Origin of the sequence: Chryseobacterium oryctis, from assembly GCF_025971925.1 — a bacterium.
In the GTDB taxonomy this organism is placed as follows: domain Bacteria; phylum Bacteroidota; class Bacteroidia; order Flavobacteriales; family Weeksellaceae; genus Chryseobacterium; species Chryseobacterium oryctis.
The window spans coordinates 698947-715027 of the sequence record NZ_JAPDHV010000001.1; the positions used below are offsets into that span (position 1 = coordinate 698947).

Annotated in this window: 16 protein-coding genes; 8 read left to right on the forward strand and 8 right to left on the reverse strand. The window is 32.4% G+C overall.

Translation table 11 applies throughout. The features are described 5' to 3' along the window. Nucleotides 1–4: 4 nt before the first annotated feature. Genes OH806_RS03335 through OH806_RS03355 form a run of 5 tightly spaced genes read right to left on the reverse strand, consistent with a single transcriptional unit; the run spans nt 5 to nt 6890 of the window. Nucleotides 5–1327, reverse strand: coding sequence for a lysine N(6)-hydroxylase/L-ornithine N(5)-oxygenase family protein (locus OH806_RS03335; RefSeq protein WP_264742242.1), 1323 nt, complete (start codon nt 1325–1327; stop codon nt 5–7). A gap of 14 nt (nt 1328–1341) precedes the next feature. After that, nucleotides 1342–3030 carry a GNAT family N-acetyltransferase gene (locus OH806_RS03340; RefSeq protein WP_264742243.1) on the reverse strand — a complete coding sequence of 563 codons (1689 nt, stop codon included), beginning with the start codon at nt 3028–3030 and terminating at the stop codon, nt 1342–1344. Nucleotides 3031–3041: 11 nt separating this feature from the next. Next, nucleotides 3042–3473, reverse strand: a complete 432-nt coding sequence (locus OH806_RS03345) for a DoxX family membrane protein (protein ID WP_264742244.1) — start codon at nt 3471–3473, stop codon at nt 3042–3044. 5 nt (nt 3474–3478) lie between these two features. Further along, a complete protein-coding gene (locus OH806_RS03350; protein WP_264742245.1) occupies nt 3479–4735 on the reverse strand; it encodes a hypothetical protein in 1257 nt (418 codons plus the stop codon). A 10-nt stretch (nt 4736–4745) separates the two neighbouring features. Then, the gene (locus OH806_RS03355) at nt 4746–6890 is read right to left on the reverse strand and encodes a TonB-dependent receptor (RefSeq protein WP_264742246.1); all 2145 of its coding nucleotides are present in this window, start codon (nt 6888–6890) and stop codon (nt 4746–4748) included. Nucleotides 6891–7094: 204 nt separating this feature from the next. On the opposite strand from OH806_RS03355, the gene OH806_RS03360 reads away from it, so the two are divergent. The 3 genes from OH806_RS03360 to OH806_RS03370 all read left to right on the forward strand — a co-directional run bounded on the left by OH806_RS03360 (nt 7095) and on the right by OH806_RS03370 (nt 9223). Continuing rightward, on the forward strand, nt 7095–8057 hold the full coding sequence (locus OH806_RS03360) for a helix-turn-helix transcriptional regulator (RefSeq protein ID WP_264742247.1): 963 nt from the start codon (nt 7095–7097) through the stop codon (nt 8055–8057). 142 nt (nt 8058–8199) lie between these two features. Beyond that, nucleotides 8200–8358, forward strand: a complete 159-nt coding sequence (gene rpmH / locus OH806_RS03365) for a 50S ribosomal protein L34 (RefSeq protein WP_007843334.1) — start codon at nt 8200–8202, stop codon at nt 8356–8358. A 154-nt stretch (nt 8359–8512) separates the two neighbouring features. After that, nucleotides 8513–9223, forward strand: a complete 711-nt coding sequence (locus OH806_RS03370; protein WP_264742248.1) for a cell division ATP-binding protein FtsE — start codon at nt 8513–8515, stop codon at nt 9221–9223. On the opposite strand, the gene OH806_RS03375 is transcribed toward OH806_RS03370, so the two are convergent. Genes OH806_RS03375 through OH806_RS03385 form a run of 3 tightly spaced genes read right to left on the reverse strand, consistent with a single transcriptional unit; the run spans nt 9224 to nt 11963 of the window. Then, complete coding sequence (locus OH806_RS03375; protein ID WP_264742249.1) at nt 9224–9922, reverse strand: tRNA1(Val) (adenine(37)-N6)-methyltransferase; 699 nt, start codon at nt 9920–9922, stop codon at nt 9224–9226. It lies immediately after the preceding gene. After that, complete coding sequence (locus tag OH806_RS03380; protein ID WP_264742250.1) at nt 9923–11377, reverse strand: sensor histidine kinase; 1455 nt, start codon at nt 11375–11377, stop codon at nt 9923–9925. Then, complete coding sequence (locus OH806_RS03385) at nt 11358–11963, reverse strand: riboflavin synthase (RefSeq protein WP_264742251.1); 606 nt, start codon at nt 11961–11963, stop codon at nt 11358–11360. Before OH806_RS03385 ends, OH806_RS03380 begins: the two co-directional genes overlap by 20 nt. 48 nt (nt 11964–12011) lie before the next feature. On the opposite strand from OH806_RS03385, the gene pdxA reads away from it, so the two are divergent. From pdxA to accC, 5 genes are all read left to right on the forward strand, one after another. Then, complete coding sequence (pdxA, locus tag OH806_RS03390; protein ID WP_264742252.1) at nt 12012–13103, forward strand: 4-hydroxythreonine-4-phosphate dehydrogenase PdxA; 1092 nt, start codon at nt 12012–12014, stop codon at nt 13101–13103. An 83-nt stretch (nt 13104–13186) separates the two neighbouring features. Next, the gene (locus OH806_RS03395; RefSeq protein WP_264742253.1) at nt 13187–13711 is read left to right on the forward strand and encodes a YceD family protein; all 525 of its coding nucleotides are present in this window, start codon (nt 13187–13189) and stop codon (nt 13709–13711) included. 59 nt (nt 13712–13770) lie between these two features. Continuing rightward, on the forward strand, nt 13771–13974 hold the full coding sequence (rpmF, locus tag OH806_RS03400) for a 50S ribosomal protein L32 (RefSeq protein ID WP_007843326.1): 204 nt from the start codon (nt 13771–13773) through the stop codon (nt 13972–13974). A 126-nt stretch (nt 13975–14100) separates the two neighbouring features. Beyond that, nucleotides 14101–14577, forward strand: coding sequence for an acetyl-CoA carboxylase biotin carboxyl carrier protein (gene accB, locus OH806_RS03405; RefSeq protein WP_264742254.1), 477 nt, complete (start codon nt 14101–14103; stop codon nt 14575–14577). Nucleotides 14578–14669: 92 nt separating this feature from the next. Further along, on the forward strand, nt 14670–16025 hold the full coding sequence (gene accC / locus OH806_RS03410; RefSeq protein ID WP_264742255.1) for an acetyl-CoA carboxylase biotin carboxylase subunit: 1356 nt from the start codon (nt 14670–14672) through the stop codon (nt 16023–16025). The last annotated feature ends 56 nt before the right edge of the window (nt 16026–16081 follow it).

Genomic DNA, 16081 nt, shown 5'->3' on the forward strand with positions numbered 1-16081 from the left:
ACAATCAGGCTCTGGATAACTCTAATTTTTTTGGAACACCAAAATCTTGGAAGGCTATTTTTTGTTCTAATTTAAAATGTCCATATCCTAATATATCATTTAAAATCACAGCATTTCGGTAAGGTCCCATTCCTAAATCTGCAGTTAAAATACCATGAGAAGTAAGTTCTGCGTTAAGTATGTACAAACTTCTTTCAACAGAATTAATATTAAACACCTCATCTGCTCTCCAATTACCCAAACTATCGCGACGGATTAAATCATCTATTCCATTCAAAAATTGAGGTTGATGATGTTTGTAACCTGTTGCCAATATCACATAATCTGTTGGAAGCTGGTAAGATTTTTCGACAACTTTATTTTTCAAAAACATTTCAAAACCTGAATATTTATCTCCTTCAAGAGCTTGTAATCTGGTATTCGCTAAAATTGTAACAGGTAATGGAGTTTCTCTTAAAAAATCGAGTTCATAAAGGTCATCATAAATGGCATCTATCAATTCCTGATTGATACCTTTGTACAGCACATCCTGATTATTCACAATTTCGTGACGTTTTTTATCCGACAAAGAATGGAAAAACGATAAATAATCTGGTGAGGTATGTTCAAACGTCAGCTTAGAATTTTCCATTGGGTAAAATCTATCTGCTTCGGTTATCCAATTAAGCTTAAGTTCTTTTTCGTCAATTCCTTGCAAGAGATCTTTAAAAATTTCAGCGGCACTTTGTCCCGATCCTATAATAGAAATACTGCTATTTGGCTTAATATATTTTTTTCTGTAGGTATATTGCGAAGAATGGAAAACTCGCTCATGAGAACAATGCTCTGCAAATTTAGGCACACACGGAACAGTACCCGTTCCTACAACCAAATTTTTGGAATAATAATATTTAGTAGTGCGATTGATTAAATCATGAACTGCAATTTCGTATATTCTTTCTCCGTTTTTTTCACTGTATTCGATACTTTCAACACGATGAGAAAAGTGAAGTTGATGGAGCTGTGCAGCAACCCATTTGCAATAATCATTATATTCTGCACGAGTGATATAAAATGTTTCTTTTATACAAAACTTAAACAATCTGTTTTTGGCAATAAGGTAATTTAAATAGCTGTATTGATTGGTTGGCTCTACTGAAGTGACAAGATCTGCAATAAAAGGAACTTGCAACTTGCTTCCCTCTATCATCAATCCTCTATGCCAGTCAAAAGAGGGTTCTTGGTCAAAAAAAATGGTTTTTAATGGTAATTGATCTGCAAGAGCCGCCATTCCTAAATTGAATGGACCAATCCCAATTCCTATTATGTCGTATATTTGGTGTTTCATTGTATTTACTTTAATTATACTTTAAGATAAATGTCTGTACAAGATTCTTCTAAAACTTCTTCTACAGCTTCCTGGTACATTTCTCTATTCAAGAAAGTGAGATTAGAGGTTTTATAAGGAAGCTTCAATGCCTTATTGAATTCGCAACCAACTTTTGTGATTAAATTATGAGTCCCCTGATGTTCTACAGAGGCCTCTCCTATCATTCTTTTCACCTGTTTATATGAGAAAAAATGTTCCATACACATGGTAAGCGCATAGTATGAGAAATTTTTAATTCTTTTTTTTGCCGGCGCAATCAACATATGAAATCCGTAATCTCCCGGTTGAAAAGGATAATATTTTCCAACTTCATCTTTAATAGCCCAATAAAGTTCTAAAGTGAAAATCGGTTCCCCGTTTAGTGTTCCTATATATGGATGAGAATAATCTACACCTAAATGCTTTATATAGGCTTCTTCAAGCTGTTCAATCGGACCTTCCATTTCCCAAAATTTCTTTGCGTAATCCTGATTTACCCAATCATACAAAATTTCTAAATCGGTCTCAATATTAAAAGCACGAATACCGATTTCCATTGAACTATTTTCAAAATATCTTTTATGTACCAGCCCATCCTTTTTCGGCTTAATGAGTTCATCAGCATAATACCTATTGTTAATAACATGATTATGAATGTGCTTCTGAATAAAAATATGTTCTGAATTTTCATCAGGCATCATGGAAGGCAGAAAATTATCTACTAATATTTTGTGATGAAGAATAAAATCAATAGGATATTCATTTCTGTTTTTGAATTGCAAAATAGTATCATCTACTGCTTTAATTAAATCTTTCTCTTCCAAAATCCCCAACAAAGCAATGGAACGTATAAGAGGAAATAAATGGAATGTAAGTAATTGAGATTGTAAAAAACGTTCAATTTTTTTCGGATTGTAATATTGAGTTATGTCAGAAGTGTGAAAAGACAAACTATCATCAAAAAACTCAATTGCTAAAGGCTCTCCAATTTCACTTACAAAAAGTTTCGAATTGAAAAGGCAAGGTGAAACAATTTTATTATTTTGAAAATATTCTTCTGCTATTTTTTCAAGTAAACAAGTGGTGTAATTCTTCAGCCATTTTACGGTAGCATCCTTATTTCCTATATCACCTTTTGTAGCATAATTTTTTAGTAAAAGAGAAAATTCTTTCAAATCATCTAACGAACTATACTCATTTATCCAGTTTTTTAAAAAAATCCCGCCTGTTTCTTTTAAATTTTCATTTTTAGAAGCTTTAGCCAAGTCTGGTGTTATATTAAGAATTTGATTCTTAACAGCATTATCATAAGTATGAGGAAGAGTTTCAATAAAAGAAATTAATTGTGACTCTTTTAAATGAGGATAGCTATCTTGCAATAAAATCAAAACAGCTTCCTGAGCTTTTAATATAGAAATCTCACCAAAATTTTCTTTTCTTAGCCCTATTCTATCCGCAAAAATGTGCATTCCTGTTAAGGATTTAAAAGAAATTGGGATATAAATGATTTGGTCTTTAGCATCAAAACGTATAAAATCATTCTCCTCACAAGACTGCATATAGCCTTTCAAATCTTCATCGTACCGTGGTATAATATCAATAAAATACCAATTATTCTGTTCTCTCACCAATAGGTTGAGCAAAAGATTAAATGACGTGTTTAGTTGTTCTAAATTTTTCATATTAATATATTTTATATCCAAGTCTTTTGTCTTTGAAAGAAAGTTGACTTTATAAGATTAAAATTTTCTAAGAGCAAATAAAGATTCAGGAGCAATACAATAAGATCGAAAAACAGAAAATCTGCAGCATGGCTTATAAATACATGACAAAAGAACATTCCTATACTCACCGGAAGCAACCAGACTGCTCCAAAAAAATACGTTCTTTTAAAAACAAGTAATACCCCACCAATTAATTGTGCAACACCAATCACCCAAATAAAATTGGTTCTTTCCCAAATCAGATAAAACTCTAAAAAATCTCCCTCAAGACCAAAATCTATGTATTCCTGAGGGTTGATTTTTGAAGTTAATTTCTCATACCCATGGGGGATATATACATAGGCTAAAAATAACCTAAAAATATAGCTGAGTATGAGAATAATTCTTTTTATAAAATTCATTATAATTAATTCTGTAAAATATTGAATCCCATTAAACGACCACTTCCTTTTAAACGAAATGTTTCTTTAACCTCTCCATTTTTCGGGTTGTACTGATAAACGCCAGAGAAGTTTTCTGATGCATTATTCGTTACGAAATAAATATTCCCTTTATGATAAAATGGATTTTGATAAGAGTAAAAATTATCAGGAAGCATATTACTCAGTCGTTTTGCTTTTTTGGTATTTACATCAATCTCCGTCCAATACCAAATATCTTGTCTGTACGTTACACCATGCTGACCTCCTCCGTAATATGACGTTGCTCTTCCAGAAATTGTTGTATAGATTTTACTATCGTATGCAAAAATTCTATTAAAATCGCTTGGATACTGATAATCTGAAATTTTTAATTCGAATGTAGGATCAAATTTTGTCTCCCCATTTTTAATTCTCAGAATTCTAGATGCCGGAGTTTGCGTACGCATATCTCCTACTGCAACAACATACAAATCTTTTGTAACCTCATCTATGCTCCATAAAACATGATCTGCGAAAAGCCCCAAATTTGTAGCCCCTGCATGTTCTGTAACAGATTCTATTTCATTAGTTATTAAATTGTAAACTGCAATTTCAACTTTCTTTACAGTTGGAGTTACTTGCCAAGCGCTAGTTTTAGTACCATGTTGCACATCTACAAACAATTTATTATCACGCTTAGCCAAAATCAATTGTCCTGCCGCTTCATACTGACTTCCATTAGACAAAGAAGAAAAATCGATCTCACCCGTTCTTTGCATTGTAGATGGGTTAAACTTCTGAACCTTTAATCCACCCGCAGATAAATCCCAATAATATCCTTCCGTATTATTCACAACTAAAAAGTTAGTTTCATAAGTATTATTAGGAGTACTTACAAAGCCGTTTGGAGAAAATTTACCTCCAGAAAGGCTATATTTCGAGATTCCATAATCGTTTGATGTCGCTCCATCTTTTTTATACAACACATTATCTACTACTCTTCCACCTGCAGAATACCCCAATTGATAAAAAGGAACAGAAGCCAAATTAATTTCTCGTGATTTGTTATCACCAAGTGCGTAAATTCCACCTGCCCAAGTTTCAGTTCCGTTAAAAATAACCCAAGTTTCATCTTTTGGCAGTTCATCAGTGTTTATAGGTGGTTTTTGTGATGAGTTATCGTTATCATCATTGCTACAAGAAGCAAATAGAAAACTTAATAAACAAACAATAAATAGTTTTGATAATAGTCTATTCTTCATAATTACTTTTTTAGAAAATATTGTATATGATTTTAAAATGATATGATCTTCCTGGTTTTTGAACATTAAAATTGTCGTACAATTTATTATTGGTAAGGTTTAATACTTCGAATGATGTACTTATTTTTTTATTAGAGAATTGATAATAAATACCCGCTTCATGAGAAATCTGCCCCAATCTACCATCATTAGGTGTAATTAAATCAGAGCTTACCTGATCTGCTGTTCCAAATAAAGATGGTTCCTGCTCTTTAGGAATACTTGTAAGATAAAAACGATGAACATAGTTCATATTCCACCTTAAACTTAGTTTGTCTGACTCTGCAAAAAGATTATTGATATTTCCGTTTACAAAAAAATTCCCGAACAAATAAGGAATATTAGCAACTCTAGAACCTTCATACATCATGAAAGAAGGTTTTTCGTTTATTCTTCTTATATCCTGATAAGTTCCATTAAAGCCAATATCTACAATTTTCTTAAAATTATAATTGGCTTCTATTTCAAAACCGAGGATTTTAACCTGATGAAAATTTATATAACGACTGTACGGAATATCTGGTTGAAGAAAAATAGCATCTTTTACTTTACGATAAAATAAATTTAGTGCTACAGTTCCGTTATTATTTTGATTTCCGTAGGCGTACTGTGCATTAAAGTTTACATTATGACTCGATTCCGGAATGAGATCAAGATTTTCTTTTATTAAAACTCCATTCCCAAAAACCTCTGATTCATCTGGTAAGCGTATTGCTTTTTCAAATGAAGCTTTCAATAAATACTTGTCATTATTCCATTTCAGTCCGAATAAATATCCAAACTTGCTGTTTGATTGAGAAGATTCCCATGCAAAACTATATTTATCGGTTGTAAATCCTCTAGTTTTTGACAAGTAGTGTTTCGCCGCAACTATACTTTCCAAATTTTGATTAAACCACTGTGAACGCAACGAAAAAGCGGAAATATTTTTCTGGTATATAGCAGGAATTTCCAATACATCTATATTATATTGAGGAGAAATTGCGCCTAGCGGATCACTTCCCTTTCTTCTTTGATGATAAAATAATTCTCCCAACTCTAATACATGATCGGAATGTATTTGATAAGAAGCATTAAAACGTGTTGAAAACAAATCATAGTTCAATCTCTGAATACTTCCTTTATTAATTTCACCTATTTGCTGATTATTTCTAATAATTTCACCATCCCAATTATAACGTACTCTGGCTGTATCAATTAATTTGGTATCGAAATGACTATAATTAAGAGTTGAATTTATTTTCAGTTTATTATTTAGAAAAGATTTGTTGTAGGATACAATTGAAGTATAATTTTGTTCATTAGAAAAAGCTTTTCCGTAAACAGATTTCATCATAGCATCATTCTGAATTTGCTTATAGAAATCCGAGAATATGAAAGATATTCTAAAATCATCTGCCCAATTTGTATTTCTAAATCCCGTAAAAAATTCTCCAAAAAAAGATTTTGTCTGATCATGAAATCGTTTCACTGTTTTCTTATATTGTTGACCTGTCTGAAAATCCGTAAATGGTGCATCTACTTTATAATTATTATCTGAGTAGTTATAAGAAGAATTCATCCCAAAATATTGAGACGGATTATCATTGCTAACAATAAAAACATTGGCTGTAGCACGATGTGTATTAAAAGAACTTATTTCATAAGAAACTTCTGCTCCTGTTTTTCTAGGAATTCTTGTTACCAAATTAATCCCTCCTCCCAAAGCATCCGAAGCTAAATAAACAGGCATTGAACCTTTGTATACTTCCACTCTTTCTAAAAGATTGGTAGGTATCGTCCCTATGTTAAATCCGTGTCCGAATAATTCAATCGGGATTCCATCTTTAAACAATCGAATCGCTTTTCCTTGTAAACCTCCCAGATTTATTTGTGCTGTAGAGCCTAAATTACCATCTGTTCTTATTTTAATTCCTGTTGTTCTGTTAAGTACATTGGTAACATCACCAGCCTTATTATGTTCATTTTTCATTTCAATAACCTGAACTGAAAAAGGCGTATTTTCTAATTTTTGTTTAATGGAATTTAATTGCAGAACGACTTCTTCTATTTTTGATTCTTTCTTCACCGTATCTGTAACCAAATCATACATATTTCGAATTGTATTATTTACCACTTTGCTTTCTCTATCTTTTGAACTAAAAGAAAAATCACATGCAAACACTGTAGTTTGAAACAGTAAAAAACAAAGAATAATAAATTTTAACACAATTTATTTTTATTTAGAATTAATTAATATAATATATTTGTGCAAAGATATTTTACAACGTAATTCACCCAGTTATGAATTTGGTTGTTTTTTTTATTAAAAGAGATTTTTATGACGTACAGAATGAATGCAGATGATTTAATAAACATCATCAACAGTAAACAAGAACAAAATCAATACGTTGAAAAAAATATTGATTTTGAATTAGGAAATAATAGATTTATTATTGAAGAAGAACTAATTAATTCTGAAATAAAAATTTCTAAAAATCTTTATTATATAAATGATGATGAACTCATTTTAAATTGTAAGGAAAACCAAGAAATACTAGAATTACATTTTAATCTATCCTTAAATGGTATTGGTTATAAAAATCATTTCTTAGACTCCGAAAAAGTATCTTCGATGACAGGAAACCTGATTCACATTGGAGCTACAGATGAAAAATCAGACATCTATTTTGAAAAAAAATCAGAATACAAAACATTTGATATTCATTTTTCTAAAAACGTATTTCTAAAATATTATGGAGAAAACAAAAAATTAGATAATTTCATAAAACATATATCAGACGGTAAAAGTTTAGGCTATACCAATAACGAAATATATATTACCCCTCCAATCTTGTGTGCCATTCAGGACATTAATTCATGCCAATACCAAGGTCTTACAAGAAAAATATATATTGAATCTAAAATTTATGAAATTCTAGCTCATACTTTAGAAAACCATAGCAACGAAAAGCAACCTAAAATATCAAATAGAGACAAAGAAATTGTACACCTTGCCGCCTCTTTAATTAATGAAAACATTAAAAAACCTCTTACTATTGAAGAAATTTCAAAAAGAGTAGGAATCAACCAAACCAAATTAAAAAAATTGTTCAAGGAAATTTTCGGATGCACAATTTTCACCTATTTACAAACCATAAGAATGAATAATGCAAAAACATATATTACCGATTCTGAACTAACAATTGACGAAATTAGTCAACTTTCAGGATATACCTCAATTTCTAATTTCAGCGCAGCCTTTAAAAAACATTTTGGCTTCTCTCCGAGCAAATTAAAATAGGCTGTATGGCCTTTCTCAAAACAATTTATTTTTTTTATTGAATTTTATCACAAAAAAAACAATTAAAATTTGTACCTAATAAAAAATTCTATATCTTTGCAACCTGAAAATTAATAGATAATTACGATTTAAACATATAGTAATGAGTAAAAGAACATTCCAGCCATCAGAAAGAAAGAGAAGAAACAAACACGGTTTCAGAGAAAGAATGTCTACGCCAAATGGAAGAAGAGTTTTGGCTGCGAGAAGAGCTAAAGGCAGAAAGAGTTTAACTGTAAGTGCATCACGCGCTAAGAGATAATTCTTTAATTATCATATACAAATCATGCTTGAAAAGAAGTTTTTCAGGCATTTTTTGTTGTTAAAATTTACTAAAATTTACACTCCTTAGACTTCTTTTTACTATTTTTAAAAGTTGAAAAACATTTTTAGGAAATAGTATTTAAAATTGAATTATGCCACATACAAACATAACCGGAAATAATATCATAAGTTTACAACACGCAAAGATTGCACAAAAAAACTTCACTGTTCTTTCTGACGTTAATCTTAACATCAAAAAAGGTAGATTCTGTTACCTTATCGGAAAAACAGGTTCCGGAAAAAGTTCACTTTTAAAAACATTATACGGACATATTCCTTTAGCTTCAGGACACGGCTCGGTTGTCGGTTTTGATTTAGAAAAAATGAAAACTTCAGACATTCCAAACCTAAGAAGAAAGCTAGGAATCGTATTTCAGGATTTCCAATTACTTTCAGACAGAACTGTTGAGAAAAACCTGAGATTCGTTTTAGAAGCAACAGGCTGGAGCGATAAAACAAAGATGGAAGACCGTATCAACGAGGTTTTATCCAGTGTAAATATGAAAAGTAAAAAGCACAAAATGCCTCACGAACTTTCAGGTGGAGAACAGCAACGTATTGCTATTGCAAGAGCTTTACTAAACCATCCTGACTTGATTTTGGCAGATGAGCCAACAGGAAACCTTGACCCTGAAACTTCAAATGAAATCATGACATTATTGAAACAGGTTGCCCTTGAAAACGGAGCTGCCGTAGTAATGGCAACACACGATTATCACATGATTCAGAACTTTCCTGGAGAAGCCATCAGATGTGAGGACGGTAAAGTTTCAGTATTAGACACCACCGAATTATTCGAATAATTATTTTTTATTAAAAACATGAAACTCTTTAGTGAGTTCAAGATATTGGTCCGAGTATTGTCTCGGACTTTTTTCTATTACAAATTCTGATTCCGTTAATGCTTTTCCCGTTAAAGAAAATTCAAGAATCAGCCTTTTTATTTTTGAATTTTCAATCCCTTTAATATTGACTTTTCTTATTAAAAACAAATGATTTTCCCTTGCAATTTCTACAAACTCATTACCTACTTCCACAGGAATAATCACAGAAAAAACACCATTTTCAGACAATAATTTAGATGATTTGGAAATCAGTTGATTAAAGTTTAGTTCAATTGTCTGCCTTGCAACTTTATCCTTTTCCGAACCCGACTCCTCAAAATAAGGTGGATTGGAAACAATTAAGCCAAACTTACCTTCTGTTTCAAAATCTTTAAAATCCTGATGACAATTTTTCAGCCTAGAACTAAAAGGAGAATTTTCAAAATTGATTTTAGTAAGATTTACCGCTTCTTCATTAATATCAATGCCTAAAAATTCGGCACACGAATTTCTTTGAGCCAACATCAATGAAATTAACCCGGTTCCAGTTCCAACTTCCAAAACAGAATTTACTTCATCTATACTCGCCAAAATCCCTAACAAAACCCCATCCGTTCCCACTCGGAAAACGTCTTTCGATTGCTGAATTTCAAATTGTTTAAACTTAAATAATTTCACTTATAAGTTAGTAGGTAAAGTAATTGTAAACACCGAGCCTTTTCCGACTTCTGATTTCACGGTAATCTCTCCTTTATAATCTTCAATCATTTTTCTTACCATAGACAAGCCTAGTCCCATTCCACTACTCTTTGAGGTAAAATTAGGCTCAAAAATCCTTTCATACATATTCTCAGGAATACCAATTCCGTTATCCTGAACTGAAATGATAACTCTTCTGTGATGTTGTTCTACATCTACATTAATGATTAATTTCCTATCATCACTTTCTGCTTGTTTCGCATTGGTAACAAGATTGGTGATAATTCTAGAAAGGTAGATCCTATCCATATTAATCATAATATTATTTTTATTAGAATGCATGAAAATGCTTTCATTATTGAAAACACGAAGAATATCTTCAACTTCTTTATTCAGATTAATAACTTCATTATTTTTTTCAGGAAGTTTCGCAAATTCCGAAAACGCAGAAGCCACAGTAGCAATCAAATCAATCTGATCTACCATTGTCTTACTCATCTGTTTCACCCTTTCTCTTATATTTGGATCTTCGGGGTCAAATTTTCTTTCGAAATTTTGAATCGTTAACTTCATAGGCGTCAAAGGATTTTTCACTTCATGAGCTACTTGCTTCGCCATTTCACGCCACGCCTCTTCCGAAGCCTTAAAACGAAGCCTTTCTTTTTGATCCTGAATTTGGAGAATCATTCTGTTATAAGCTCTCGCCAAAGCATTTAGCTCATCATTTTTATAGTACCTGATAGGTCGCATTTCATTTTCAAACAGAGTAATACGCGTAATCATATCTGAAAATTTCGTAATTGTTTTAGCCAGATTATTAGATGTAACCCAACTCAGCCAAATACTGAAAAGAATAAGGAAAATATCTACTAAAAGAATATATTTTACATATTTGTGAAGAACCTCTAAATAAGCAGACTCATTATGATACAACGGAATATAAACAATCCCAATAGGCTCCAGAACATTGTTTTTCAACAACAGGTATGAAGAAGTAAAAACAGCATCTTTAGTTTGATCATACCCACGAATATCCACCCTAGCATCATTTGACAAAACTTTATTTACAATACTTACCGGTATTTGTTTTTGCTCAATTAAACTAGGATCTCTGTTTGAGAGCAAATAATTTCCTTTTAAATCATAAATAATAATGTCATGTTGGTTTATGTCTGAGATTTCAAGAATTTTACTACTCAAAACTTTGGGAATATCCTCTGTCTGAACAACAGATCTACTTACAGCATAATCCAAATATCCCATCACCGCATTGGTCTTATCCTGCATATCTATCCTACTCTGTTCCAAAGAGTTATTTCTCAATACAAAATAAGGCACCAATGAAGAAGCCGCAACACTTAAAAGACAAACCAATAAGAAACCAAAAAACACACGGTTTCTTAAGCTGTATCCTTTATACATATTCATTGGCATTCTGTTTATTTGTCAATCTTGCAATATACTTACCAATTATATCGAACTCAAGATTAACTTTATCTCCGGATTTCAGATACTGCATATTTGTAAATTCCCAAGTATAAGGTATAATTGCCACTGAAAATTGAGATTCCTCACTTTTTGCAACAGTAAGGCTAATCCCGTTTACAGTAATTGATCCTTGGGGAACTGTTACAAAAGCCCCATCGTTTTCATATTTAATAGTAATAAAATAACTTCCGTCTTTATTTTCAATACTTACTACCTCTCCTGTTCTATCAACATGCCCCTGAACAATATGTCCGTCTAATCTACCATCCATTTTCATGCAACGTTCGAGGTTCACAACAGTTCCTACTTCCCAATTTCCAAGATTTGTTTTTTCTAACGTTTCATTTATAGCTGTTACAACATATTTATCTCCTTCAATCTTGACAACCGTTAAACAACAACCATTATGCGCCAAGCTTTGATCTATTTTCAATTCACTTGTAAAAGGGCAAACTAGAGTAAAATCAATGTTACTTCCATTTTTTTCAACCTTCTCAATAATCCCGACTGCTTCAATAATTCCTGTGAACATATTATTTTTTGCTAAATTTGTAAATTATAATCTTCAAAGATAATCAAAATGAGCCCAAAAAACCATAAAGTACGAGTAGGAATTTCAATTGGTGATTTTAATGGCATCGGTCCGGAAATCATCATGAAGTCTCTGAAAGACAAAACCATTACAGATTTTTTCACTCCTGTAATTTTTGGTTCGGGAAAACTTTTCACCTATCAGAAAAATATTTTTAAACTCAACCTAAACTTCAATTACATCAACGAGGCTTCACAAGCTCAAGGAGGAAAACTCAACATGGTAAACCTTGTGAAAGACAATGTAAATGTAGAACTAGGCACCCCTACAGAAGAATCAACCAAAATGGCAATTGATTCTCTGGAAGCAGCAACCGAAGCTTTAATAAAAGGAGATATAGATGTTCTTGTAACAGCACCAATTAATAAAGATGAAATGGTGAAAATGGGATTCAAACATGCAGGACATACAGGATATTTTGAAGAAAAATTCAATAAAAAAGGACTGATGTTTTTGGTAGCAGAAGATTTAAAAGTTGCTGTTTCTACACACCACATTCCCATTGCAAATGTTGCTGAAAACATCTCTAAAGAGAAAATAAAAAAGCAAATTAAAGCTCTAAATCAATCTTTAATTGAAGATTTCAATATTCAAAAACCAAAAATTGCTGTTTTAGGCTTAAATCCTCACGCTGGTGATGGCGGAGTAATCGGAAATGAAGAAATCGAAATAATTTCTCCGGCAATCAAAGAACTTTCAGACAACGGAGTTTTAGCCTTTGGACCTTTCCCTGCCGATAGTTTTTTCCAGCCCAATAAATACAAAAACTTTGATGCTGTATTAGCAATGTATCATGATCAAGGTTTAACACCATTTAAGACTTTAGCTTACGAAGAAGGAGTAAATTACACAGCAGGACTTCCTTTCATCAGAACATCACCTGACCATGGAGTTGCCTATGATATTGCAGGAAAAAACATCGCTGACGAGCAAAGTTTTTCAGAAGCTATTTTTACAGCAATTAAAATATTCAAAAATAGAAGTGAATACAATGATTTAATAAATAACCGACTACAGCCAAGAAAAATGGCTATAGACAACGGAATAGATGAAGATTTACCAGAAGAAACAGAAGGCTAAATCTTTGAAACAAATTTTAATTAATTTGTTATAGAATTTATTTGTTATTATAAAAAAAATGCATATTTTTGCACACTCATTTTATGGACAAGTTAAGAAACTATGATATAAGTTTTTCCGGATTAAAAACCGGTAAACACGAGTTCAAGTTTGAGATAGATAAAGAGTTCTTTCAATTATTTGATACTGAGCAGGAATTTACAAATCCTAAAATTACAGTAGATGTTTTACTTGATAAGCACACTACTTTTTTAGAATTTAAGATAAAAACTCATGGAATGGTAGAATTAGTTTGTGATATTACGAACGAAAACTTCAACCATTCTATTGAAAACCAGATTAAAGTTTTGGTAAAATTTGGTGAGGAATACGATGACAGCGAAGAAGATGTAATTACCATTCCGACCAACGACCACGCTTTTAATATCGCACAATTGATTTACGAAAATGTGGTACTTTCAATTCCAATGAAAAAACTATCACCCAACGTAAGCGATGAAGATTTGGAAATTCTTGACAAGTTCAGCCCGAAAGAAACAGAAGAAGAGGAAGAACATGAAACCGACCCAAGATGGGACGCTTTAAAAAATTTAAAAAATAAAAATTAAATAGTTTAATGATGAGATGATGAATCTCATCGCTCATCAATTAAAAAAGTTATTACAAAATGGCACATCCAAAGAGAAGACAATCGTCTACAAGAAGAGATAAGAGAAGAACTCACTACAAAGCTGTAGTTCCTCAATTAGCTAAAGATGCAACAACAGGAGAGCTTCACCTTTATCACAGAGCTCACTGGCATGAAGGAAAACTTTACTACAGAGGAAAAGTAGTACTAGAAAAAGAAGTAGCAACTACTGAAGAAAACTAAGAGTCGTTTTCACCGAAAAACACTCGTTTTAATACAAAAACCGCTCAATTTTGATAAAATTTGGCGGTTTTTTGTTGTTTTTTACGTTTTTTTGGTATCTTTGGCACAAAATCAAATATCAAATTTATGGACATTAAAGACATACAAAATCTTATTAAGTTTGTATCAAAAGCTGAGGTTTCTGAAGTGAAATATAAAACTAAAGATTTCGAAATTACTATTAAAACTCCATTAGCTGGAAGTGAAGTTGCTTACGCTCAACCTGCTGTTTATCACACAGCGCCTCAACCAGCTGCCGCTCCGGCTGTAACTCCTGCTGCCGCTCCAGCTGAAAAAGCTGCTCCAGCATCTGATGATAGCAAATATATTACTATTAAATCTCCAATGATTGGAACTTTCTACAGAAAACCGGCTCCAGACAAAGATGTGTTTGTAAACGTTGGTGATGAAGTTTCTAACGGAAAAGTTGTTTGTGTAATTGAAGCAATGAAGTTATTCAACCAAATCGAATCTGAAGTAAGCGGAAAAATCGTTAAAATTTTAGTAGACGACGCTACGCCTGTAGAATACGATCAACCATTATTCTTAGTAGATCCATCTTAATTTAGGTTACAGTTTTTAGGTTGCAGAATAAAAAATGTTTTGCAGACTTAATTTTCTAGTACCTACTACCTATAACCTAAAATCTAAAAAAGATGTTCAAAAAAATATTAATTGCCAATCGTGGCGAAATTGCAATGCGTATTCTTCGTACTTGCAAAGAAATGGGAATAAAAACCGTTGCAGTATATTCCACTGCCGATAAAGACAGTCTTCATGTAAGATTTGCTGACGAAGCTGTTTGTATTGGTCCTGCAATGAGTAAAGACTCTTATCTAAAAATCCCTAACATTATTGCAGCTGCAGAAATTACCAATGCAGATGCTATTCACCCAGGTTATGGATTTTTATCTGAAAATGCTAATTTTTCTAGAATCTGTCAGAAAAACAACATCAAATTTATCGGTGCCTCTCCTGAACAAATCGAAAAAATGGGAGATAAAGCAAACGCTAAAGCGACCATGAAAGCCGCAGGAGTACCTTGTGTTCCAGGTTCTGATGGTTTGATAGAATCTTACGAACAAGCTGTAAAAATTGCTGAAGAAACAGGATATCCTGTAATGATTAAAGCAACTGCCGGTGGTGGTGGAAAAGGAATGAGAGCCGTATGGAAAGCTGAAGACCTTAAAGATCACTGGGAATCTGCAATTCAGGAGGCCGTGGCTGCATTCGGAAACGGCGGCATGTACATGGAAAAACTGATTGAAGAGCCAAGACATATTGAAATTCAGGTTGCTGGTGACCAATTTGGTAAAGCTTGCCACCTTTCAGAAAGAGACTGCTCCGTACAAAGAAGAAATCAAAAATTAACAGAAGAAACTCCTTCTCCTTTCATGACAGACGAACTTCGTGAAAAAATGGGTGAAGCAGCAGTAAAAGCTGCCGAATTCATCGGATATGAAGGTGTGGGAACTATCGAATTCCTTGTAGATAAACACAGAAATTTCTATTTCATGGAAATGAATACAAGAATTCAGGTAGAACATCCTATTACTGAACAGGTAATTGATTATGATCTAATCAGAGAACAAATTCTTTTAGCTGCAGGAACCCCTATTTCAGGAATTAATTATTATCCTAAATTACATTCAATTGAATGTAGAATCAATGCTGAAGATCCTTACGCTGACTTCAGACCATCTCCAGGAAAAATTACAGGATTAAACATTCCTGGCGGACACGGAATCAGAGTAGATACTCACGTTTATTCAGGATATACTATTCCTTCTAACTACGATTCAATGATTGCGAAATTAATCACGACAGCACAAACTCGTGAAGAAGCTATAGCTAAAATGAAGCGTGCATTGGAAGAGTTCTACATTGAAGGTGTAAAAACAACAATTCCTTTCCATAGACAACTGATGGATAACGAAGATTATCTTGCAGGAAACTATACTACGAAATTCATGGAAGATTTTGTAATGGATAGAAAATATGAAAATCACTAATAAAAGTTTTAAAAAAACATTATAAAAACAGCTCCAAATTTGGAGCTGTTTTTTGC

Bases quoted from the DNA above. Each gene is read 5' to 3' on its own strand.
- rpmH (WP_007843334.1), top strand. From the start codon at position 8,200: ATGAGTAAAAGAACATTCCAGCCATCAGAAAGAAAGAGAAGAAACAAA.
- OH806_RS03335 (WP_264742242.1), bottom strand. From the start codon at position 1,327: ATGAAACACCAAATATACGACATAATAGGAATTGGGATTGGTCCATTC.
- OH806_RS03395 (WP_264742253.1), top strand. From the start codon at position 13,187: ATGGACAAGTTAAGAAACTATGATATAAGTTTTTCCGGATTAAAAACC.
- OH806_RS03350 (WP_264742245.1), bottom strand. From the start codon at position 4,735: ATGAAGAATAGACTATTATCAAAACTATTTATTGTTTGTTTATTAAGT.
- OH806_RS03345 (WP_264742244.1), bottom strand. From the start codon at position 3,473: ATGAATTTTATAAAAAGAATTATTCTCATACTCAGCTATATTTTTAGG.
- rpmF (WP_007843326.1), top strand. From the start codon at position 13,771: ATGGCACATCCAAAGAGAAGACAATCGTCTACAAGAAGAGATAAGAGA.
- accB (WP_264742254.1), top strand. From the start codon at position 14,101: ATGGACATTAAAGACATACAAAATCTTATTAAGTTTGTATCAAAAGCT.
- OH806_RS03385 (WP_264742251.1), bottom strand. From the start codon at position 11,963: ATGTTCACAGGAATTATTGAAGCAGTCGGGATTATTGAGAAGGTTGAA.
- OH806_RS03340 (WP_264742243.1), bottom strand. From the start codon at position 3,030: ATGAAAAATTTAGAACAACTAAACACGTCATTTAATCTTTTGCTCAAC.
- OH806_RS03370 (WP_264742248.1), top strand. From the start codon at position 8,513: ATGCCACATACAAACATAACCGGAAATAATATCATAAGTTTACAACAC.
- pdxA (WP_264742252.1), top strand. From the start codon at position 12,012: ATGAGCCCAAAAAACCATAAAGTACGAGTAGGAATTTCAATTGGTGAT.
- OH806_RS03380 (WP_264742250.1), bottom strand. From the start codon at position 11,377: ATGCCAATGAATATGTATAAAGGATACAGCTTAAGAAACCGTGTGTTT.
- OH806_RS03360 (WP_264742247.1), top strand. From the start codon at position 7,095: ATGACGTACAGAATGAATGCAGATGATTTAATAAACATCATCAACAGT.
- accC (WP_264742255.1), top strand. From the start codon at position 14,670: ATGTTCAAAAAAATATTAATTGCCAATCGTGGCGAAATTGCAATGCGT.